General features: G+C 62.5%; 21 protein-coding genes. 9 read left to right on the forward strand and 12 right to left on the reverse strand.

The window, feature by feature from the left end; genetic code table 11:
- The first annotated feature begins 91 nt into the window (after nucleotides 1–91).
- Nucleotides 92–1750: an HNH endonuclease gene (locus EU811_RS02940; protein ID WP_142937009.1), complete on the forward strand. Its 1659-nt coding sequence runs from the start codon at nucleotides 92–94 to the stop codon at nucleotides 1748–1750.
- 41 nt (nucleotides 1751–1791) lie between these two features.
- Here the strand turns inward: EU811_RS02940 and EU811_RS02945 are convergent, their stop codons facing one another.
- Complete coding sequence (locus EU811_RS02945; protein WP_142937010.1) at nucleotides 1792–2127, reverse strand: hypothetical protein; 336 nt, start codon at nucleotides 2125–2127, stop codon at nucleotides 1792–1794.
- Nucleotides 2128–2202: 75 nt separating this feature from the next.
- Here EU811_RS02945 and EU811_RS02950 point away from each other — a divergent pair, with 75 nt between their 5' ends.
- The 5 genes from EU811_RS02950 to EU811_RS02970 all read left to right on the forward strand — a co-directional run bounded on the left by EU811_RS02950 (nucleotide 2203) and on the right by EU811_RS02970 (nucleotide 5664).
- Complete coding sequence (locus EU811_RS02950; protein WP_142937011.1) at nucleotides 2203–2598, forward strand: hypothetical protein; 396 nt, start codon at nucleotides 2203–2205, stop codon at nucleotides 2596–2598.
- 63 nt (nucleotides 2599–2661) lie between these two features.
- Complete coding sequence (locus EU811_RS02955) at nucleotides 2662–3150, forward strand: MarR family winged helix-turn-helix transcriptional regulator (RefSeq protein WP_142937012.1); 489 nt, start codon at nucleotides 2662–2664, stop codon at nucleotides 3148–3150.
- A gap of 85 nt (nucleotides 3151–3235) precedes the next feature.
- Nucleotides 3236–4705 carry an MFS transporter gene (locus EU811_RS02960; protein WP_142937013.1) on the forward strand — a complete coding sequence of 490 codons (1470 nt, stop codon included), beginning with the start codon at nucleotides 3236–3238 and terminating at the stop codon, nucleotides 4703–4705.
- Nucleotides 4706–4770: 65 nt separating this feature from the next.
- Complete coding sequence (locus tag EU811_RS02965) at nucleotides 4771–5091, forward strand: hypothetical protein (protein WP_142937014.1); 321 nt, start codon at nucleotides 4771–4773, stop codon at nucleotides 5089–5091.
- A gap of 165 nt (nucleotides 5092–5256) precedes the next feature.
- Nucleotides 5257–5664, forward strand: coding sequence for a hypothetical protein (locus EU811_RS02970; RefSeq protein ID WP_223941521.1), 408 nt, complete (start codon nucleotides 5257–5259; stop codon nucleotides 5662–5664).
- 44 nt (nucleotides 5665–5708) lie between these two features.
- Here EU811_RS02970 and EU811_RS02975 read toward each other — a convergent pair whose 3' ends face one another.
- From EU811_RS02975 to EU811_RS02995, 5 genes are read right to left on the reverse strand one after another with little or no spacing between them, the layout of a single operon-like run.
- Entirely contained in the window at nucleotides 5709–6089 is a 381-nt protein-coding gene (locus tag EU811_RS02975; protein WP_142937015.1) for a RidA family protein, read from the reverse strand.
- 47 nt (nucleotides 6090–6136) lie between these two features.
- Nucleotides 6137–6901: an amino acid ABC transporter ATP-binding protein gene (locus EU811_RS02980; protein WP_142937120.1), complete on the reverse strand. Its 765-nt coding sequence runs from the start codon at nucleotides 6899–6901 to the stop codon at nucleotides 6137–6139.
- The gene (locus EU811_RS02985; protein ID WP_142937016.1) at nucleotides 6901–7824 is read right to left on the reverse strand and encodes an amino acid ABC transporter permease; all 924 of its coding nucleotides are present in this window, start codon (nucleotides 7822–7824) and stop codon (nucleotides 6901–6903) included. Before EU811_RS02985 ends, EU811_RS02980 begins: the two co-directional genes overlap by 1 nt.
- Nucleotides 7825–7841: 17 nt before the next feature.
- The gene (locus EU811_RS02990) at nucleotides 7842–8783 is read right to left on the reverse strand and encodes an ABC transporter substrate-binding protein (RefSeq protein ID WP_202979301.1); all 942 of its coding nucleotides are present in this window, start codon (nucleotides 8781–8783) and stop codon (nucleotides 7842–7844) included.
- A 10-nt stretch (nucleotides 8784–8793) separates the two neighbouring features.
- Entirely contained in the window at nucleotides 8794–10071 is a 1278-nt protein-coding gene (locus EU811_RS02995; RefSeq protein WP_187697068.1) for an alpha-hydroxy acid oxidase, read from the reverse strand.
- Nucleotides 10072–10198: 127 nt separating this feature from the next.
- On the opposite strand from EU811_RS02995, the gene EU811_RS03000 reads away from it, so the two are divergent.
- Nucleotides 10199–11893 carry a PucR family transcriptional regulator gene (locus EU811_RS03000; RefSeq protein ID WP_238703277.1) on the forward strand — a complete coding sequence of 565 codons (1695 nt, stop codon included), beginning with the start codon at nucleotides 10199–10201 and terminating at the stop codon, nucleotides 11891–11893.
- A 17-nt stretch (nucleotides 11894–11910) separates the two neighbouring features.
- Here the strand turns inward: EU811_RS03000 and EU811_RS03005 are convergent, their stop codons facing one another.
- The 4 genes from EU811_RS03005 to EU811_RS03020 all read right to left on the reverse strand — a co-directional run bounded on the left by EU811_RS03005 (nucleotide 11911) and on the right by EU811_RS03020 (nucleotide 16896).
- Nucleotides 11911–14265, reverse strand: a complete 2355-nt coding sequence (locus EU811_RS03005; protein ID WP_142937017.1) for a glycoside hydrolase family 65 protein — start codon at nucleotides 14263–14265, stop codon at nucleotides 11911–11913.
- A 31-nt stretch (nucleotides 14266–14296) separates the two neighbouring features.
- Complete coding sequence (locus EU811_RS03010) at nucleotides 14297–15028, reverse strand: HAD family hydrolase (protein WP_142937018.1); 732 nt, start codon at nucleotides 15026–15028, stop codon at nucleotides 14297–14299.
- A gap of 8 nt (nucleotides 15029–15036) precedes the next feature.
- The gene (locus EU811_RS03015) at nucleotides 15037–16038 is read right to left on the reverse strand and encodes a LacI family DNA-binding transcriptional regulator (RefSeq protein ID WP_238703278.1); all 1002 of its coding nucleotides are present in this window, start codon (nucleotides 16036–16038) and stop codon (nucleotides 15037–15039) included.
- 231 nt (nucleotides 16039–16269) lie between these two features.
- A complete protein-coding gene (locus EU811_RS03020) occupies nucleotides 16270–16896 on the reverse strand; it encodes an alpha/beta hydrolase (RefSeq protein WP_142937020.1) in 627 nt (208 codons plus the stop codon).
- Nucleotides 16897–16943: 47 nt separating this feature from the next.
- Between EU811_RS03020 and EU811_RS03025 the strand changes: the two genes are divergently transcribed.
- Both EU811_RS03025 and EU811_RS03030 read left to right on the forward strand, forming a co-directional pair.
- The gene (locus EU811_RS03025) at nucleotides 16944–17384 is read left to right on the forward strand and encodes a helix-turn-helix transcriptional regulator (RefSeq protein ID WP_142937021.1); all 441 of its coding nucleotides are present in this window, start codon (nucleotides 16944–16946) and stop codon (nucleotides 17382–17384) included.
- 19 nt (nucleotides 17385–17403) lie between these two features.
- Nucleotides 17404–17805 carry a VOC family protein gene (locus EU811_RS03030; RefSeq protein ID WP_142937022.1) on the forward strand — a complete coding sequence of 134 codons (402 nt, stop codon included), beginning with the start codon at nucleotides 17404–17406 and terminating at the stop codon, nucleotides 17803–17805.
- A 79-nt stretch (nucleotides 17806–17884) separates the two neighbouring features.
- Here EU811_RS03030 and EU811_RS03035 read toward each other — a convergent pair whose 3' ends face one another.
- Together EU811_RS03035 and EU811_RS03040 are read right to left on the reverse strand one after the other, a co-directional pair.
- Nucleotides 17885–19024 (reverse strand): glutamate--cysteine ligase 2, encoded by a 1140-nt coding sequence (locus tag EU811_RS03035; RefSeq protein WP_142937023.1) that lies wholly within the window; start codon nucleotides 19022–19024, stop codon nucleotides 17885–17887.
- 38 nt (nucleotides 19025–19062) lie between these two features.
- Entirely contained in the window at nucleotides 19063–19521 is a 459-nt protein-coding gene (locus EU811_RS03040) for a hypothetical protein (protein ID WP_142937024.1), read from the reverse strand.
- Between the last annotated feature and the right edge of the window lie 93 nt (nucleotides 19522–19614).

Genomic DNA, 19614 nt, shown 5'->3' on the forward strand with positions numbered 1-19614 from the left:
CGCACGGGCACTGTTTTCCACATAGGCCGTGGTTTCCACATACGGAAGTTGTGGTCTTATAGCGCTTGCTGCGTGCTGGAAGAGTTGGGGCATGGAGCAGATCCGGGCCACGCAGACGCCGTCACACGATGATGAGCTCGGGCGCGCCTGGGAAGCTCTACCCGGGCACTCCCACTCCGCACTCCCTGCCTCTGGGTCTCTGCCCGATTGCTCGGCGCCCCGGGTTTCTGACCTCATTGCGCTCCTTGGCTCTGTCTCTCTGGGCGACTCCAGTGCCGACCTGATTGACCACATCCGCGGATTGGAGGACCTGAAGTCCGCCATCACGGGCCTGCAGGCGCGGGCTGCTGTGGCGTTTGATCTTGCGCAGCGGGCTGAGCAGGCCGCTGCTGGTGTTCCTGCGTCCGAGCAGGGTCAGGGTGTCGGGGCGCAGGTGGCGTTGGCTCGGAGGGAGTCTCCCAATAAGGGTTCTCGGTTGTTGGGCTTGGCGAGGGCGTTGGTGACGGAGATGCCCCGCACACTGGCTGCCCTGGAATCGGGCCAGCTCAATGAGTGGCGGGCCATGCTGCTGGTGAAGGAAACAGCGTGCCTGTCCGTGGAGGACCGGTGCGCGGTGGATGAGGAACTCGCCCCCGATTGGGGGACGTTCGAAGGCAAGGGCGACCGGGCCATCATCGCCGCGGTCAAGGCTGCCGCGTATCGTCGTGATCCCCGCTCGGTGGCCCAACGCGCCAGTCACGCAGCCACCGAACGGACCGTGAGCCTGCGACCCGCCCCGGACACCATGACCTACCTGACCGCCCTCCTGCCAGTTGCCCAAGGCGTCGCGGCGTATGCGGCCCTGACCCGTGAGGCTGATACTGCCCGGTCCGGCGGTGACTCCCGTTCCCGCGGTCAGGTCATGGCTGACACCCTGGTCGAACGCGTTACCGGAACCCCGGGCGGGGTCGCGGGCATCAACCTCGATCTCGTGATGACGGACCGGACCCTGTTTCAGGCAGACAGCGAACCGGCCCGGCTCAAAGGCTATGGAATCGTCCCGGCCCAGTGGGCACGGAAACTACTTCGTGAACCTCAGGGTAGTAAACGTCAGCTTGGTGAACATCAGGTTGGTGAACGTAAGGAAGGCGAAGCCAGTGGTTTGGCGACCAGTCAGGAAGACGAAGCAAGTGGTTTGGCGACCGGCCAGGAAGACGAAGCAAGTGGTTTGGCGACCGGCCGGGCGGGCTCACCAGTTCCGGACCGCGACTTCACCGTGTGGCTGCGGCGGCTCTACACCGCACCCGGAACGGGCGAACTATTGAGCATGGACTCCACAGCCCGACTCTTCCCGCCCCGGCTCCGACGATTCATCGAGGCCCGGGACGACACCTGCCGCACCCCCTACTGCGACGCGCCCATCCGGCACATCGACCATGTGGTCCCCTGGCGCTCCGGCGGAACCACCACACCTAACAACGGCGCAGGACTCTGCGAAGCCTGCAACCACACCAAAGAAAACCCCGGCTGGAACAGCAAACCGCTCTCAGGAGAGGTCCACACCATGGAGCTCAGCACACCAACCGGGCACACGTACCAATCCACTGCGCCACCATTACCGGGCTATGAGCGTGCCTTGGGAGGCGAAAGCGACCCCAATTCATCGGGTGACGCGTCATCATCGGATGGCGAACCATCAGGTACCGAGAGGCCCCCGCCTTCAAGACAGGAACCGCCTCGTCGTGCCCGTCGACAACTCGTCCGCACCTAGATGCGAATCATTGGGATGCCGGGCGCTTCGGGCACCAGTTACTACGGTGCGCAGGCGTCCTTCAATGCTTGGACTGACTCAGCCGGCACTTCGTCTCCTGCTTCCGCGATCTGGTTCAACGGCGTCGTAATCTCTGCGGGGACACCGGCAGCTTCGGCGGCCGAGACCAAGCCGACTAGGAGTTGCTTGTCCTGAACGCTGACCAAGTCGTCCTGAACTACAGCACAGACCTGCTTGGTCACTTCATCGGCCGCGGCCGTAGCCACCTTCGAGGCGGCGTCGCTGGCAGCGTTTGTGGCAGCTTCCTCCACGGCTCCACACCCGACGAGCAGCAACAACAACGGGGCGGCGGACAGGGCGGCTAGGCGACGGGTCATGAGTCCAGCCTAGCAATCGGAACGTGCTGGCAGATATCCCTATGCCATCATCTCCATGGTTGGTACGCTCACCGAATGCGGATCCGCCCGATCGATCTTGTGGATGTCCTGGTCTATCTGGTGGTGTTGGGCGTTTTTATCCAATTACTCCCGGCTGTTATTTCCGAGTCGTTCATACTGGCCCTGCTGACGGCAATCCTGCTCAAGATCGTGCTTGAGATTGTGCTGCTCGCCAAGAAAAAGATCGTGGGGCGAATTCGGGGCGGGAAGACCGTCGTTGTCCGGGTCATTAGCATCGTGGCGCTGCTCCTTATCCTGCCAGGGAGCAAGTTCCTGGTTCTCGAGCTGGTGGCGTTCGCCTTTGGTGACGCCGTTCAGCTCGGCGGATTCTTCGCAGTGACTGCACTCATCATCGTCCTGATGCTGGCGCGCGGAGGCATGCGGCGCCTGTTCGGGCAAAAGGATGAATGACTAGGGCGGGCTACCTACCGCGAGCAAGACGGGCCGGCGATGCGCCCCACCTATGCTTGACGAATGGGAGAAAAGCCAGTGGACTTTGCGGCGTTGGCCGTCTGCATGATTGACATTTCGTCAGATATCCGGCGCAAGTCACTCAATGAGACCGGCCTGCCACCCATCTCAAACGGCGTCCTGGAAATTCTTCGCGTGGTGGAAGGCCACCCGGGCGTCACGGTGGCGGAAGTCGCTGCACGCCTGGGACGCCAACTCAGCAATGTCAGTGTCCAGCTCCGTGAGTTGGTTGCTGCCGGGCTGGTCACGCGCGTAAAAGACGCATCGGACAAGCGCTACGTTTCCCTACACCCCACGCCCGAATCCAAGAGGATCAAGGCCCTCTTGGACGGGGTGTGGGCCAGCGTTCTGGACAGTGCCAGCGAGCGACTCACCCCCGAGGAACGGGCACTCATCCAAGCCAGCCTTCCGGCGTTGCAGAAGCTGGCGGGAATACTATCCGAGCCTGAGCACCACGTGAACGGCCCCGCCACCAAGTCCACCCGGGCGTAAGCGACGTCACGCCACCTACGCTTACCGTCATCTCCAAAAGTACTTATACTTTTGTAAGTATTACTACTTCGATGATTGGTGCCCCGTGACCTCACAACTGCTCGATAAGACCACTCCCTCGGGGGGACCGGACGGGAAGAAAGCGATGGGTTGGCGGGCCCTGCCGTTCCTCGCGCTTGCCCAGTTCATGGTGGTCCTGGATGGAACCATCGTGAACCTGGCACTCCCCCGGCTTCAAATGGAAATGGGCATCAGCGACTCCACCCGAGCATGGGTGGTCACGGCCTACGCACTGGTTTTCGGCGCGCTTCTGCTCCTAGGTGGCAGGATCGCTGATTTTTGGGGCAGGAAGCGGACCTTCATCACCGCCTCCGCGGGCTTCGCGATCGCCTCACTCATCGGTGGCCTGGCCCAGCAGCCTTGGGAACTGATCGGGGCCCGTGCCCTGCAGGGTATCTTTGCTGCACTCCTGGCACCCGCAGCCTTGGCCCTGCTGACGGTCGCTTTCCCGGGAGGCAAGGATCGCGGCACCGCATTCGCCATCTTCGGTTCCATCAGCGGGGTGGGCGCGGCCGCAGGCGTCTTGCTTGGCGGCTTCCTCACCGAGTTCGTTTCGTGGCGCTGGTGCTTCTTCGTCAACGTCCCCATCGCCATCATCGCCCTCGTTGGCGTCTGGACCCTGGTGAGCGAAAGCAAAGCGGGCGGCTCCACCAAATACGACTGGCCCGGCGTCGTTCTTGCCGCGTCCGGCCTGGGCGCCCTCGTCTACGGTTTCGCGAATGCCGAACACGGCTGGGCGGCTATCGAGTCATGGGGCTTCATCGCCGCAGGCGTGGCCCTGCTGGTCCTGTTCGTCGCCGTCGAGCGAAAGGTCAAGAATCCACTGCTGCCGTTGCACGTCGCTACAGAACGCAACCGGGCGGCTGCCTTCCTGGCCTCATTCTTGGCCGGAGCGGTGCTGATTGGCGGCATCCTGTTCATCAATTTCTATCTGCAGATCGTACTGGCCTTCGCGCCCTTCGCAGCCGGAATCGCTTCGCTACCCATGACCGTGGTCCTGATCGTCACTGCTGGCCTTATTGCGAAGAACCTCCCCAAGCTGGGGGCAAGGATCCCCAGCGCGTTGGGGCCTATCTTCATTGCTGCAGCCATGCTGTGGCTTACCCAAGTCACTCCCGGGGGAACATACGCCGTCAACATGCTGCCGGCCCTCATCCTCATGGGCGTAGGCCTCGGAATGGTCTTTGTCCCCATGCAAAACCTGGCCCTGTTCGGAGTGGGCAAGGACGATGCCGGCGTCGCGAGCGCGCTGGTCAACGCATCACAGCAGATAGGCGGCTCGCTGGGCATTGCGCTTTTCAGCACCATCGCGGCGGCGGCCACAGCAGCGCTCGGCGGCGGGACGCTGGCTGCGCTGACCTCGGGCTACTCGCTGGTGTTCCTGTGGGCCGCCGGAGTGGCGCTGCTGATCGTCCCCGTCGCACTGCTCCTGATCAGGATCGACCGTAGGACCTTCAGCGGAACAAGCGATACCCCGCACGTTCACCTGGGTTGAGCCTCAGGGCCATCATCGTGTCGATGCTTTGTGGCGAAATACCTCTTCCGAAGGAGAATGGGACCATGCACAATCGAGAGCTGCCCGGCCTGGACGAGTTGCTGGCGGACGGCGAACTCCTGACCGTGGCGAAGGTAGCGGAATACCTCGCCGCGCATCGCATGGCGACCGCGAACTGGTTCGGTCCGACCGGCCGTTCACAAAACTCCACCTGGATCGACCGCGACGGCACGGGCTGGCGGGTGTGGGACACCGACGAACGAGCCGGGATCATGGACTTCACCATCCTTCGCACCCAGTCGGAAACAGAGGCGCTGCGCAGCTTTCTCCGCCGGGCGCGGCATCACCGCGACCTGGACAGCACGGCGGTCCGGCGCAACTATTGATGCGGTGCCGCACACAGGACACGGGGGGCCGCCGCGGCGGAACGGTTCTGCAATGACGACGGCGGATATCTCCCGTTAATATTGACATGACATAAGTCACATTCTGTAAGCTAATTCCACAGTCAGGCATCCGGCTTCCTTCGCCCTACCCGGGGAGGTCCTCACATGGCCCCGAATTCACTTAAGGCCGAGAATCTCATGGCCCATGGCGTCGCGCTGTCGGCGGCCACGATCGCCAGGCGACGGGCCGCCGCTCAGCACGGCAATCATGTAGTGGCAAACAAGCCCGATGCCCTCCTCGGAGCAATAGCCGTCCGGCAACTGTTCCACCGCTGGCCCTTGGTGCCCTCCCGCGAACTGGAACGCATCCGACACGTGCTGATCCACTGCGACCAACTTGGATCACCGGACACTCATCACTTATCCGAACCGGCGCAGGCGCTGCTGGATTTGATCAACTGCGAGTTGGAGCGCCGGCGCCTGGCAGGTAGCCAGGCGTCCGGAACGGCGCCGGTCGGTGACGCAGTGGTGGAAGGACAGCCGCCATCCGCCCCGGACAAGGATGCCGCCTGAGGCAGGCAGGCACCCTGGCCCCGACATTCCTGAGGGTGCGGTTGCTACGGGACGGCCGCTACGACGTCGATCTCCACCAAGAAGTCGCCCAGGAACGAACCCACGGTGGTGCGCGCCGGGTATGGGGCAACAACGTACTTTTCGTAGATGGCGTTGAACCCGTCAAAGTCGCGCCCCGGGTGGTGCAGGTGCACGGTCGCCTTGACTACGTGGGAGAAGTCCAGGCCGTGGGCACCCAGGACTTCGCCCACGTTCTTCATGGCCTGAATGGTTTGTTCCTCGATGGTGATCCCAACCCGCTCGCCCGTGATGGGGTGGTGGGGTGTTTGTCCCGCCGTGAACAGGAATCCGTTGGCCACGATGGCCTGGGAATAGGGGCCGGCCGGGCTTGGTGCGAGGTCCGTAGTGACTTGGAGTCGGGTCATGATGGTGATGCCTTTCGTGGTGCTTGGAGTTCTTACAAAACCGATGCTTACAAAACCTTGGAGAGGAACGCCTTGGTGCGTTCGTGCTGCGGATTGCCCAGCACTTGCTCGGGCGGGCCGCTTTCGACCACCACGCCACCGTCCATGAACACCACCTGATCGGCCACCTGCCGGGCGAATCCAAGCTCGTGGGTCACCACCACCATGGTCATTCCTGCTTCAGCCAGGGACTTCATGACGTCCAGGACCTCGCCCACCAGTTCGGGATCCAGCGCGGACGTGGGTTCATCAAAGAGCATCAGTTTGGGCTTCATGGCCAGCGCCCTGGCGATCGCGATGCGTTGCTGCTGTCCACCGGAGAGCTCCTGTGGGTAGGATTGTCCGCGGTTGCCCAGGCCTACCCGGTCCAGAAGTGCCTGCGCTTCCACCACAACCTCGCGCCGGGGCCGGCCAAGCACATGCACGGGGGCCTCGATGATGTTCTCCAGCACCGTCATGTGGGGGAAGAGGTTGAAACGTTGGAACACCATGCCCGCGTTGAGCCGCGAACGGGCCGTTTGGCGTTCCTTCATTTCGTAGAGCTTGCCGTTGCGTTCGGCGTAGCCCACCAGGTGCTCGTCAACATAGAGGCGGCCGGCGTCAACCTTTTCAAGGTGGTTGATGCAGCGCAGGAAGGTGGTTTTGCCGGAACCGGACGGGCCGATCAAACAGGTCACCGATCCCTTTTCAACCCTAAGGTCAATGCCTTTCAGGATTTCAATAACGCCGAAGTTCTTCCGGACTCCCCGGGCTTCCACCATGGCGGTAGTCATCATGCTGTCCTTGTCTTAGGCTTGCGGATCCGTCGCGGCGCTGAGTCGAAACCACGGCCGTACCGGCGTTCAAGTTTGTTTTGGAAGAAGCTCAGGACGGTGGTCATGAGCAGGTACCAGAGGCTCGCAACGATCAGCAGCGGAATGGTTTGGTAGTTGTTCGCATAAATGATCTGGGCGGAGTAGAGCAGGTCCGAGATCGCCAGGACGCTCACCAAGGACGTGCCCTTCAGCATCGAAATGACCTGGTTGCCGGTGGGGGGAAGGACCACGCGCATGGCTTGCGGCAGAATCACCCGGCCCATCAGCTTGCCACCGCTCATGCCCAGGGCCCGGGCGGCGTCGTACTGGCCTTTGTCCACCGAGCCGATGCCGCCACGGATGATCTCGGCCATGTACGCAGCCTCGTTAAGGGACAACCCCAGCAGTGCCGCACCCAGCGGGGAGATCAGCACATTTGCCGATCCCAACACCACGGATGGTCCACCGAAGGGAAGCCCGAAAGCGATCACCGGATACAGCGCCGCAATGTTGTACCAAAAGATCAACTGGACCAGCAGCGGCGTTCCGCGAAAGAACCAGATGTAGCCGCGGCTGATAGTGCTCAGGATCGGGTTGTCGGAGAGCCGCATGATGGCCAGCAAAGTACCCAGGGCTATGCCAACGGTCATGGACACCACGGTCAGCAGGATGGTCAGGCCGGCACCGGCAAGAATCTGCGGTGCAAAAATATAGGACACCACAACGTCCCAGCGGTAGCGTTCGTTCACTGCGACATCCCAGGCAGCACCCAGCGCCACCAGAATGAGGACGATCGCCAAGGCCAAACGGACCGGGTGCTTCAGGGGCACCACCGGGATGGAGTCACCGGCCGCTGATGTGGCCGGCTCCTTGGTATCGGGGGCTGAGGGTTGCGTATTCATAGCAGTCACCTCTTTCACTACTGGGCGAAGTTGACGCGGGCGTCGGTGATGGCACTGGATTCAAGGCCGTACTTCCCGAGGACCTTGACGTAGGACTCGCTCTTGATCACGGCATCCAGTGCCGCGGATACGGACTTCACCAGGCCGGATTCCTTCGGCACGCCCACCCCGACGGGAGCGAACTCGTAAGTCCGGGCAACCTCGATCTGCGGGTTCTGGGTGGCGGCGTAATTCAAAATGGGCGAGTCAGCCAGCACCGTGTCCAGGCGTCCGCTGGTCAGTGCGGAGATGGCCTGCCGGGTGTCCTGGAATTCGCTCTTTTGAATGGCGTCTTTGCCGGCGGCTGTGCAGGCTTGGTCATAGGTAGGGACATTCACGGTCAGCTGGTAGGAGCCCGTGAGGAGTCCTACTTTCTTGCCGCAAAGCGCGTTCTCGTCCTTGATTCCACCAGGGTTGCCTTTGGGCACTGCAATCGCATTACCTATCTGCATGTAGTCAACAAAGTCCAGGACTTCCATCCGCTTCTCCGTGGGCGTCATGGAGGAAACAGTCATGTCGTAACGGTCAGCTGCGAGGCCCGGAATGATGGAATCGAAGTTGGCCACCTGGATGTCCACGGTGACACCCAAAGCCTGGCCGATCAGACGAGCCACGTCCGGGTTTGTTCCTGTCATTTCCTGCGTGCCTTCGCGGTAGAACTGCGTTGGCGGTTCGTTGGTGGGGATGGCCACGCGCAGCACCTTGGAAGCCTTGATGGACTCCGGAAGAAGGTCGACGGCGGCCTGGCTGACTTCCAGCGCAGGGACACCGGTACCCGCTGCGGCAGCGCCGCCGGACGGGTTCGACGCCGATGCGTTGCCGGCGGGGCTGCACGCCGTCACTGACAGCATCAGCGCTGCAGTGACAACGGCAACCGGAAGGCCGAGCTTGGTTCGTTGTAGCGTTGGGGAATTTTTCATGTCAGGATGCTCATTTCTGCAAAGCCCAGGTGGGCTCCGTGGGTTGGGTGCGGGTGAACGCTTCATTGCGGTGCCGGATCAAATCCCGGCCTTCACTGCGCAGTTCTTCGATGGTGGACACTCCCAGGAGCATCATGGTGCGGGTCATTTCTGCCCGGAACAGGGTCAGGACGTGGGCCACCCCCGCCTCGCTGGCGGCGGCCAGCCCGTACAAGTAGGGGCGCCCGATGGAGCAGGCATCCGCGCCGAGAGCCAGCGCCTTGACGACGTCGGAACCCCGGCGGATGCCGCCGTCGACGATGATTTCCATCCGGCCGGCAGTCCTCTCAACAATGTCGGCAAGGACATCCAGCGGGGCCGCCATATGGTCCAATTGCCGTCCGCCGTGGTTGCTGACCTGGATGGCGTCGATTCCCATGGAAGCCGCCAACGCGGCGTCGTTCGGGTTGACAACGCCCTTGAGGACGATCGGCCCGTTCCAGCGTTCCCGCAGGTCCCGGATGTCATCCCAGTCGGTGGGCTCATACGAACCGGCAAGAAGCGTGCGCCACATGTCCGGCGAGCTGGCCAAGGGACCGGCCGGAACCTCAGCGTCCAGGTTGGGGAAGGCAATTGCGTCATTGGCCAGGAACCCCAGCGCCCACGCAGGGTGCAACATTCCCTCCACAACCGTCTTCGGCTTGATGGACGGCGGGGCGGTAAACCCGTTGCGGTAATCGCGCTCGCGGTGTCCGATGGCCCTGCAATCGACGTTGACCAGCAGGGCCTCGTACCCGGCGTTGGACACGCGATCCAAGACGGCCTGCAGGAGACCCTTGTCCGAGGTGGGTTCCAGGTTGAACCACCGGCGAAGTCCCGGTGCCGCGGCACTGACGTCTTCCATGGTGGTGGTGCTCAGGTGCGCCAAGCCGTACGGGATGCCGGCGGCGAGCGCTGCGCGGGCGACGGCGGACTCACCCTGGGGGTGGAACAGCCGGGTACCGCCTGTGGGCGAAAGGGTCACCGGCATGGAAACCGGTCCGCCGAGGAGGGTTGAGCTGAGGTCCAAGTTGTCCACCGAACCCCATTTTGGGAGGAAGGACCAATCGTCGAATGACGAGCGATTGCGGCGCAGCGACACCTCATCTTCGCCGCCGCCTTCGATGTACTCGAAGATGCTCTTGGGCAGGCGCTTGGCTGCCAGCTTCCGCATGTCCTCCACGCTGTAGCACTTACGTGACAGGCGCTCCGAGACGGTTCGGGCCGGTCCCTGCACCGAGGCGAGCGCCTTGATGTCCTTGAGTTTCATGGTGTGTCCTTTGAGTTCCTGCTGGGTTACCCGTCCAGCTTCTTTCCCAATAGTGACGCAGATCTCCTCCACTCAATATGTGAATTCCTCCATAAGATAAGAAATAGGCTTGTGATAACGTCCAGCTATGGATCCAGCAGAGACGCTTCCAGAGCCCCAAACCACCGAGCGCTCCCAGGCCCTGACGCAGCAGTCCGGCATGCAGCAAACCACTGTCCGGTTATCCGATTGCATCCAGCTCATGCAGGCCGATCTGGTGCACGCCAACCCCACGCCTGAGAACCTGGGGCATCCAGTGTCAGACGTACTGATGTACGACCCCTTGGACAACTGGTCCAGCGTGGACGACCGCATCATCCTGGCCGTGGGGTGCACGTATGGATCCCCTGATTTTGACCAACTCCTCCACAGGGCAGCGAACAGCAGCGCAGCGGCGGTGATCGTCAAAGCGCACGGGGCCCGGATGGAGGAGTTGCGTGCAGCGGCAGTCCGGCACAGCCTGTCACTGCTCGTGGCGCCGGATCATGCCGACTGGACCCGATTGGTGGCGCTAGCGCGGGCCTCGGTGATGGGCGCTGCCGCAGACTCGGTGTCCGGGGTCCGGTTGGGTGACCTCTACGCTTTCGCCAATGCCGCGGCTTCCATGACCAACGGCGCGGCAAGCATTGTGGATCCGCTGGGACGCATCCTGGGCTATTCCACACTGCCCGGGCAGCCAATCGATGAACTCCGGCGCATCACCACGCTGACCCTGCAGGAAACCATCCAGCCAGCTTTCGACCAGGATTTCAAGATGGTCTACGACGCCCCGGGAGCGGTGATGGTACCGGCGCTCGACGACGGTATGGCGCGACTTGCGCTGGCCGTCCGGGCAGGCGGAGAGCTGCTGGGTTCCATCTGGATCATCGACCCCGGCGAGGAGAAACGCGCCACGGCTTTGAATACTTTGGACCGGATGGCGCCCTTGGCCGGGTTGCACATGCTCCACGCCCGCTCGGCCTCCGACTTTGGGGAACGGCGTAACGCCGACCTCATCCGGACCCTCATGGACGACACCCCGCACGCATCGTTCGCGGCCGCGCAGTTGGGATTGGATACCGCCAATGGCCTGGCCGTGGCAGCATTTTCAATTGTCCGTCCGGAGACCGGCAGCCTGGAATCCGTGCGCGACATCCACCGGCTGCTGCACTTGGTAACAACGGTTTGCAACGTGCAGTTCGGCACCAGCCACAGTGCCCTGATCGGGTCGGTGGTGTATGCACTGCTGCCCTGTAACGGGGCTGAGCCGCGAGCTGCGCACGGGCGGATCATCCAGGAAATCGAAGCATATTCGCACACCATCAGCTCGTTCCCCGTTATCGCTACAGTGGGTGGCATCGCCCACGACATCGAGCACCTGCCCCGGTCCAGGTCCGAGGCAATCCAAACCCTGCATTACCTGCTGAAGCTCAAGTCGAGTCAGGGGAAGTCGCGGCAGGGCAAGTCGCCTGGCGTGGCGCTCCATGAGGACTTCCAGATCCCCCTGAACCTGTTGAAAATCGGGGAGTTCATTGAAGACAACGGGCTGGGCGGCGCGGACCAGATCGCCAGGATTCAAGCCCGCGATGCCGAGCAGCAAACGGACTACCTGGACACCCTCCGCGCCTACCTTGCCACCAACGGGAACATTTCCGCCATGGCCGCTGAACTACATGTACACAACAACACCGTCCGTTACCGCGTGGCCCGCCTGGCCGGGGATTTCAACCTGGACCTGGCGGACCCGCAGAAGCGCCTGTGGTTGTGGCTGCGCCTGACCACCATGGACCTCGCCGCAAAGTAGTCCCGGGAAAGCCTGAACTATCGGATGATCGGAAGGCCCGCCGTCGGAAAGACGCTGGGGAAGATCGACGGCGGCGGGACGGGTACGGTGTCCAGCGGCACCGTGACGGTGTCCGCACCAACGGTGACGTTGTCCCCCCGCACGTCAATGCGCAGTGGCTCCTGGCTGTAGTCCTCCCCGGATACAAGTGTCAGGGCGATGGAACCCTGTGCGAGATCCACGGCCAACAAACGTCCCTGCACCTTAAGCCGGAAGGACAGGCCTTCCCACTCCACAGGCAGGCGGGGATCGAAGCGCAAAACTTCGCCCTGGTCCCGCATACCAGCGAAGCCGCATACCAAGGAGCTCCAAATACCGCCCGTGGAGGCGATGTGGACGCCGTCGATGGTGTTGCCGTGCGAGTTGTCCAGATCAATGAACAGTGCCTCGGTGAAGTGCTGCAACGCGACGTCACCGTAGCCCACCTCGGCCGCCATGATGCCCTGCACACAAGCGGACAGGGTGGAGTCGCCGGTTGTGATGGGATCGTAGAAGTCGAAGGCGCGTTGCTTCTCCTCAGCCGTGAAGTCCTGCCACTGCAGGAACATCGCCAGCACCGTATCGGCCTGCTTGAGGACCTGGTGCCGGTAGATCACCAACGGGTGGAAATTCAGCAGCAGCGGGTACTTGGACTTGGGCGTGTTCCAGTCCCACGGCTCCAGGGTCATGAAGTCGTTGTCCTGGCTGTGCAACTGCAGGTGCGGATCGTAGGGCAGCGACATCCGCTCGGCCGCCTGCCGCCACACCAGGCGCTCGGTATCGCTGACGCCTTCGTCTTCCAGCGCAGCTGCAGCCCGAAGGTTAAAGCGCGCCATGACGTTGGTGTACAGGTTGTCATTGACCACAGCCGTGTACTCATCCGGACCCGTAACGCCATGGATATGGAACAGTCCGTCCTTGCCGAAGAAACCCAGCGAAGCCCACATGCGGGCCGTCTCGATCAGCAGGTCAGCGCCCAGTTCCCCACGGAAGGTGGCATCTCCGCTGGCCCACTCGTAACGATTGGCTGCAAAGGCGATGGCAGCAGCAATGTGGAACTGGGCCGTTCCGGCTGCGTAGTAGGCGCTGGCTTCCAGGCCATTGATGGTACGCCACGGGAACAGCGCACCGTCCACACTGAGCTCCTTGGCCCGCACCCGGGCGTCGGGCAGCATGGCGTGACGTGATTCCAGGACCTTTCTGGCACCACAAGGGTTGGTGTAGGTCAGATACGGCAGGAGGTAGATTTCCTGGTCCCAGAAATAGTGGCCCTCGTACCCGGAACCGCTCACTCCCTTGGCAGGGATACCAGCCACACCGGCACGCGCAGTGGCCTGCGCCAGCTGGAACAAGCCCCAGCGCACGGCCTGTTGCATCTCCGGCTGTCCCCCAATGTAGACGTCGGCCGTGGTCCAGTACTCGGCATAGTGGGCCTTGCTCTGGGCCAGGATGTCGGCGAAAGGCACGAGGTTTGCTTCGGCTTCCGTCGCGAGGCTTTCGCCGCGGTCCTCGGCGTCCGAAGACCCGGCCACCACATAGCTGACCGACTTCTCCAAACGGAACGTGTCGCCGTCGTGGATGGCCAAAACGTAGCGGACAGAGGAGTCATCCTCAGCCACCAAGGTCTCAAAAGGCTGGCCTTCAGCGGAGATCCAGTGATCCACGGCCATGGCCACACGCTGGCGGGACTCGGACGTCTCCCAGGCGAGGCGAAGTGAGCCGTCGGCACCCTGGAGGTGCAGCGGCAGCAGGACCCGGCCCGCGTGCCGGCCGGAGCGGCGCGGGTCATGGACCGAGTGGTCCTCCACAGGCTGGTCCTGGCGGTTCACGACGCCGGAGGTGATGTCCGCAGACACGTCCCGGTCCGCTGTCAGCGACAGCTCCAGGCCAAGACATCCGCGGGAATCGAAGCCCACAGCGCGGCGCTCTACCGTGGTGACGGTGGCGCCGGAACGGCAGGCCCAGGTGATGCTTTCCTCGTAGACGCCTGTGGAAAAGTCCACACTACGGTGGTAGTCCAACACCGTAGATTCGGCCAGGCTCAAGGCCTCGCCATCAATGGATACGGTGAAATTGTTGGCGTCCGGCACATAGACGATCCTCTGGCCCGTCCGGGCAAAACCGTAGGCATTCTCGGCGTGCTTGATGTCCCAGATCTCATGGAAACCGTTAATAAACGTGCCGGGAAGCTCGCCGTCGCCCGCTGTTGAATGTGAGCCACGGATGCCAAGGTGGCCGTTGCCAAGCGCAAACAGCGTTTCCAGCGTTCCCTCGTCACCGGGGACGTGGATGTTTTCCACGAGCTTCCAGGGCTCGCAGGGGAAGCGAAGCCGGTCGGAGCTGATGAGTGCCATGGGCAGTTGTTGTCCTTCGTAGAAAGTAGGGTCAGAGAAGATCGTTGAGGTCGTCGACCACCAGCGTGGCGCCCGCGTCCAGCAGGGTCTGGCGGCCGGCTCCGCGGTCCACGCCGATCACGGCATAAAAATTGGCACCTGCGCCAGCCTGAACGCCGGATACTGCATCCTCCACCACGATGCATTCCTCCACAGGAACGCCCAGCAGACCCGCCCCATACACGTAGGTGGCCGGGTCCGGCTTACCGGGCAGTCCGACGCCGGCGGCAACCATACCGTCCACCACCACCTCAAAGTGGTGGTCAAGCCCGGCGGCCTTCAGAACCGCAGGCGCGTTCCGGGAGGAAGAGACGACCGCGACCTTCAGCCCCAGCTCCACCGCAGCATTGATGAACTTGACCGAACCCTCGTACGGCTCAACACCGCGGGAATCCACGATCTCGTTGAAGATGGCATTCTTCCGGTTGCCCAAACCCTGCACGGTTTCGTTGTCCGGGTGGTCATTCACCGGACCTTCAGGGAGGGCAATCCCGCGGGACGTCAGGAAATCACGGACACCATCAAAGCGGGGCTTGCCATCGATGTGATCGAAGTAGTCGCTCTCCTGGTAACCCTGCGGGTGGCCCGTACTGGCCAGATAGCCATCGAAAAGTTCCTGCCAGGCCTGCTCGTGCACCACGGCCGTGGGCGTCAGCACGCCGTCGAGGTCGAACAACAGCGCCGAGGCGCCGGTCCAGGCATTACGAAGATCAGTCATGTGCATTGTTCCGTTCAGCGCTTGTGGCGCGTGGTTTTGCGTTCGATGAGCTTGGTATCGAGCAGGTGGTTGGAGGGTTGATGGGGGGATTCAGTATTTAGCAGGCGTTCGCACAGCAGGTTTGCTGCGAAGGCGCCTTGGTCGGCAACGGGTTGCGCCACAGTGCTCAGGCCAAGGAACCAACTCATGGGGTGATCGTCTATGCCGATCACGGACACGTTCTTGGGCGCGGAAAGGCCGTGTTCCCGCAGCGCCATCAGCGCACCGAACGCGGCCTCGTCACAGTGAGCGAACACTGCAGTGGGCCTCCCGCCACGGGTCATGAGTTCAGTCATGGCCCGTCTGCCGTCGTCCATGCTTGGCCCGGTTCCCACCACAAGGTCCGGGTGGACGGTGAGGTGGTGTTCATCCAGCGCACGCCTGAAGCCGCGGAACCGTGGCGTCTCAGTTACAACGGGGTGTTCATTGCTCGAAAGAACGGCCAAGTCCCAATGGCCCAGCCCCAGCAGGTGTTGGGTAGCCTGCCAGGCTGCGTGCTCGTCATCGATACCTACATTGTCCCACGGAACATTTCGCATGCCCACGCTGGCAACTGCGAGCCCGGAGGCGTCCAACGCTTCCAGTTCATGGGGCGCGAGGTCAACGTTGAGCAGGAGCAGTCCGTCCACTCTTTGCGCGAGGTTTCCAAGGTCCGCAAAGAACTGCGTCCGCACGCTGGCCTTGCTGCGCAGGCTAATCAGGACGGTGTCGTACCCGCTGTCTCCGAAGACTTCCTCGGCGGCTTCCACAGCCTGGGCGAAAAACCAGGCCGTGGCTGTCGGGGCGACGATTGCCACCGATCCCGTGCTTCCACCGGCGAGCCTGGACGCTGCGGCTGAGGCTTTGTAGCCAAGTTTGCTGGCGGCTTCCGCCACGTGTCGTTGTGCTTTTTCAGAAACATTGGGGAGATTCCTGAGAGCCCGCGACACCGTGCAAATGGACAATCCGGACAAGACGGCAACGTCCTGGATTGTCACCCTGTGAGTCCTAACCATGCAACACGGCCTCAACCCTTTCCATCCTCGCCTGACGTCTTGGCGTATGCCCCGAGCCGGGTCACCAGCCAAAGTGTAAGCGCTTACAATTTTGTCATTCAATAGAGTGCGCTCGAATACGAAATTGTGACGCGAATCTCACCGGAAGCTTGATTCCGGAGGCTTCATGCCTTCTAATCCGGTGTGCCGGCCCTCATGCGGGGCTCGCGCCCGTTACTTGTCGCCGTTCAGAACGTAGTACTTCAGGAACGCGCTCACATCCACCAGTTCCGGCGGTTCGATCCTGTGCCCCATCCCAGGGTAGGTGCGGGCCGTCAGGGCTACATTGGCGTTCAGCCACTCCTCGGTGTGGGCTATGGCATCCTCATTGATCACGGGATCGGCCTTGTCCCGCCCCCAGAAGAACGGAGGCGGAACATCGAAGGACTCACTCAAGGCCAGGAGATCGTTGTCCAGCACGAACCCGGACAGGCCGACGGTGGCCTTAAAAGCGCTGGGCCGCAGGCGGAGGAGGGTGCTGGCCATGGCCATGCCCTGCGAATAGCCCAGCAGGCTGACGCTGCTGTGATTGTCCTTGACCGAACTGATCCAGTTGAACACCGCATTGGTGGACGCCATAACATCCGCGAAGTCGTTGGTGAGGAAATAGTCAAGCAGGAACCAGCCATAATCGTCGCCGATGACCTTGGGACCTCGCAGCGCTGCGCAGGTGAACTCGCCGGGGAGGTTCGGAAAGAGGTTTACCATCCGCTGCTCGCTGGTCCCATAACCGTGCATCATCACCAGCAAAGGCGTGCCCTTGCGCTGGTTCCCGGGCTTTGACCACACCACTGATTCCATGGGCACGAGCCTAGTGGACCGTGCCCATGACTCCGTAGACTGTGCCCATGACTCCGCAGGAACTGGCCAACCTGGCCCATCTGCGGCGCGCCCGCGACTTCATTGACCGCGAATACGCGCGTCCCCTGGACGTGCCCACCATGGCCGCCGGCGCCCTGATGTCCCCCGCGCATTTCTCACGCCAGTTCAAGGCCGCCTACGGAGAATCGCCGTACAACTACCTCATGACCAGACGGATCGAACGGGCTATGGCCCTGCTCCGGGCGGGAACTTCGGTCACCGACGCCTGCATGGAGGTCGGTTGCACCTCGTTGGGCTCCTTCAGCACGCGCTTCACCGAGATCGTCGGAATGAACCCCAGTGAATACCGTGCCCGCGAGCACCATGCCGTCAAGGCCATGCCCAGCTGTATTGCCAAGCAGCATACGCGTCCTGAAAGAACCGGCAGCAAGAACATGAGCAGGATTGAAGAAGCGCCCGCATCGTAGCTGCCATAGCGTGTGATTCATGAACATTTCATTGAAATACGCACACGTCACTGTCAACGATGTTGACGAGTCCCTCGCCTTCTACCGGGATGCCCTCGGTTTCGAGGTCCGGAACGACGTCGGCTCGGACGGTCAGCGCTGGGTCACCCTCGGCAGCGACGCCCAGCCTGATCTTGAACTGGTCCTTTCCCCGCCGCACGCCGGCCGGTCACAGGCGGACGGCGACGCCATCCAGGAGCTGCTTACTAAGGGCGTCATGCCCATGCTGGTTTTCACCACCGATGATCTTGACGCCACCTTCGAAAAGCTTCGTGCATCCGGCGCCGAAGTACTCCAGGAACCGATCGACCAGCCATGGGGTCCCCGCGACTGCGCTTTCCGTGACCCTTCCGGCAACATGATCCGCATCAACCAGGGCTGATTATCAGGCGCGACGGCGGGAGGTCACCCCGGTGGGGCGTCTCCAGCGCTCGAGGTGACCTCCGCCGTCGTCGTACTTCTTAGCGACTCAAGAGGCCGGCGTCGGATCGCTCATCGTAATTGTGGGTAGAGGCAATGGCGGCGGAGACGACGTCGGACAGTCGCCGCCGCTGGCCGTAGGCCTGTCGCTGCAGCCGTTCGCCGGTCCCGCGCCGGAGGATGTTCGCCACCCCTGTCCGCGCGAGCGCCAGGTCCCCGGATGCCGTCAGGGCGCCACGGATGTGCCGAAGCAGGGCACCCGCCACGTCCGCGGCAGCATAAGGGGCCTGCTCCAGCGGATGCAGCAGCTGGTTGTTGACGCCAAAACGGCTGGCTTTCCAGTTGGCCATGCGGATCACCGGAGTCAAAGTGCTCGACGGCGGTCCGCCCTTGCGCCATTCGCCCGCCGACGTTTCCACCAAGGCACGGGCGAGGAGCGCGATAGTGAGCGCATCCTCGGCGTAGAGGCAGACATCGGCGATCCGGAGTTCCACGGTGGGGTGCCCTCTGGACAGGCGCGCGTCGAAATAGATCATTCCCTCGTCCAGCGGAACTCCTGTGCCCAGCAGTTCCGCAAGTACCGCCCGGTATCCGGCAGCTGAGCCGAAAACATCCATGGGACCTGCGGTGGGCCACCTGTTCCAGATCTGCGTGCGGTAACTGGCGAACCCCGTGTCAGCACCCATCCAGTAGGGTGAATTCGCGCTGAGGGCCAGGAGGACCGGCAGCCAGTGCCGCATCCGGTCCAGCACGGCTACGCCCTCGTCCGGCGACTCGATGGACACGTGGATGTGGAAGCCGCAGGTGAGTTGCTCGCGGGAAATCAGGCCGAATTCCTTGCCCATGGTGGCGTAGCGCTGGTTTCCGGTGGTGGGGGTCGCGTGAAACACCGGAGGCGTGGCCAGCGCAGCAACGCGTGCTCCCACCGCCCGGGCTGCAGAGTCGGCCAACGCCCGCCCTGAACGGATTTGAGCCCGCAACTCCTGGGCGGTCCGGCACGGGAGCGAGTTAACCTCAATCTGTTCCTGCTTGAACTCGGACTTCAGCGACGGCCCACCGCCGGCATCCCATTCCGCGTGGGAGGGGGCGGCCACATCCAGGAGTCCGGAGGCCAGAGCCAAGGGCAACCCGTCCTCAGGATCTGCGATCAGCAATTCTTCTTCGACGCCAAAGGTACGCATAACCCCCCTCCCAACCGTTAGTTTTTTAGAGACGGCGGTTAGCCAACGTGGCGCGGAACCTCCATTTGAAAACCGCAACGGCAATGGAGCACCTGCGTTTGCAGGTACACCTCAAGCAGGCTGGGGCTCTCCGGATCGTCAGTGGTCCGGGGCGCCTCAATGACGCGCTCCGCGGGGCGCCCCAGGGTCATGGGATCGCCGCAGTGGGTGCAGCTGAACCAGAGCCCGGCTGCTGAAGTGGAAAGAAATTCACTTTGGATGGCGGGAACCAGCGCGTCCAGGCGGACTGCGTGGGCGTAGAACGTATCGCATTCGCTACAGGTGTAGCTGACTTCGACGATCTCCGACTGATTCGGTGTTGCTTCCACAACCGTCTCTACGAAAACGTAGGAATCAGTATTGCAAACGGTGCACCACGGGCGTGCTCCGGTATCAACTGTTGCAGGTGCCCGTCGGCTTGCAGGCTGCGGGGCGGGAATCGGGGATCCAAGCGTCATTGCCATTCTCCTTATGCTCCTTCAAGGAGCCTGCATGGAGGCACGCTGTGAGCCGGCCGAAAGGGGCCACGGCTAAAGGGTGCAGTTTTTGGA

It is taken from the genome of Arthrobacter sp. TS-15 (assembly GCF_006964045.1).
GTDB lineage: Bacteria > Actinomycetota > Actinomycetes > Actinomycetales > Micrococcaceae > Arthrobacter.

Coding starts and splice junctions, on each gene's coding strand:
- EU811_RS02940 (WP_142937009.1), top strand. CDS start 92: ATGGAGCAGATCCGGGCCACGCAGACGCCGTCACACGATGATGAGCTC.
- EU811_RS02945 (WP_142937010.1), bottom strand. CDS start 2,127: ATGACCCGTCGCCTAGCCGCCCTGTCCGCCGCCCCGTTGTTGTTGCTG.
- EU811_RS02950 (WP_142937011.1), top strand. CDS start 2,203: ATGCGGATCCGCCCGATCGATCTTGTGGATGTCCTGGTCTATCTGGTG.
- EU811_RS02955 (WP_142937012.1), top strand. CDS start 2,662: ATGGGAGAAAAGCCAGTGGACTTTGCGGCGTTGGCCGTCTGCATGATT.
- EU811_RS02965 (WP_142937014.1), top strand. CDS start 4,771: ATGCACAATCGAGAGCTGCCCGGCCTGGACGAGTTGCTGGCGGACGGC.
- EU811_RS02970 (WP_223941521.1), top strand. CDS start 5,257: ATGGCCCCGAATTCACTTAAGGCCGAGAATCTCATGGCCCATGGCGTC.
- EU811_RS02975 (WP_142937015.1), bottom strand. CDS start 6,089: ATGACCCGACTCCAAGTCACTACGGACCTCGCACCAAGCCCGGCCGGC.
- EU811_RS02980 (WP_142937120.1), bottom strand. CDS start 6,901: ATGACTACCGCCATGGTGGAAGCCCGGGGAGTCCGGAAGAACTTCGGC.
- EU811_RS02985 (WP_142937016.1), bottom strand. CDS start 7,824: ATGAATACGCAACCCTCAGCCCCCGATACCAAGGAGCCGGCCACATCA.
- EU811_RS02990 (WP_202979301.1), bottom strand. CDS start 8,783: ATGAAAAATTCCCCAACGCTACAACGAACCAAGCTCGGCCTTCCGGTT.
- EU811_RS02995 (WP_187697068.1), bottom strand. CDS start 10,071: ATGAAACTCAAGGACATCAAGGCGCTCGCCTCGGTGCAGGGACCGGCC.
- EU811_RS03000 (WP_238703277.1), top strand. CDS start 10,199: ATGGATCCAGCAGAGACGCTTCCAGAGCCCCAAACCACCGAGCGCTCC.
- EU811_RS03005 (WP_142937017.1), bottom strand. CDS start 14,265: ATGGCACTCATCAGCTCCGACCGGCTTCGCTTCCCCTGCGAGCCCTGG.
- EU811_RS03010 (WP_142937018.1), bottom strand. CDS start 15,028: ATGCACATGACTGATCTTCGTAATGCCTGGACCGGCGCCTCGGCGCTG.
- EU811_RS03020 (WP_142937020.1), bottom strand. CDS start 16,896: ATGGAATCAGTGGTGTGGTCAAAGCCCGGGAACCAGCGCAAGGGCACG.
- EU811_RS03025 (WP_142937021.1), top strand. CDS start 16,944: ATGACTCCGCAGGAACTGGCCAACCTGGCCCATCTGCGGCGCGCCCGC.
- EU811_RS03030 (WP_142937022.1), top strand. CDS start 17,404: ATGAACATTTCATTGAAATACGCACACGTCACTGTCAACGATGTTGAC.
- EU811_RS03035 (WP_142937023.1), bottom strand. CDS start 19,024: ATGCGTACCTTTGGCGTCGAAGAAGAATTGCTGATCGCAGATCCTGAG.
- EU811_RS03040 (WP_142937024.1), bottom strand. CDS start 19,521: ATGACGCTTGGATCCCCGATTCCCGCCCCGCAGCCTGCAAGCCGACGG.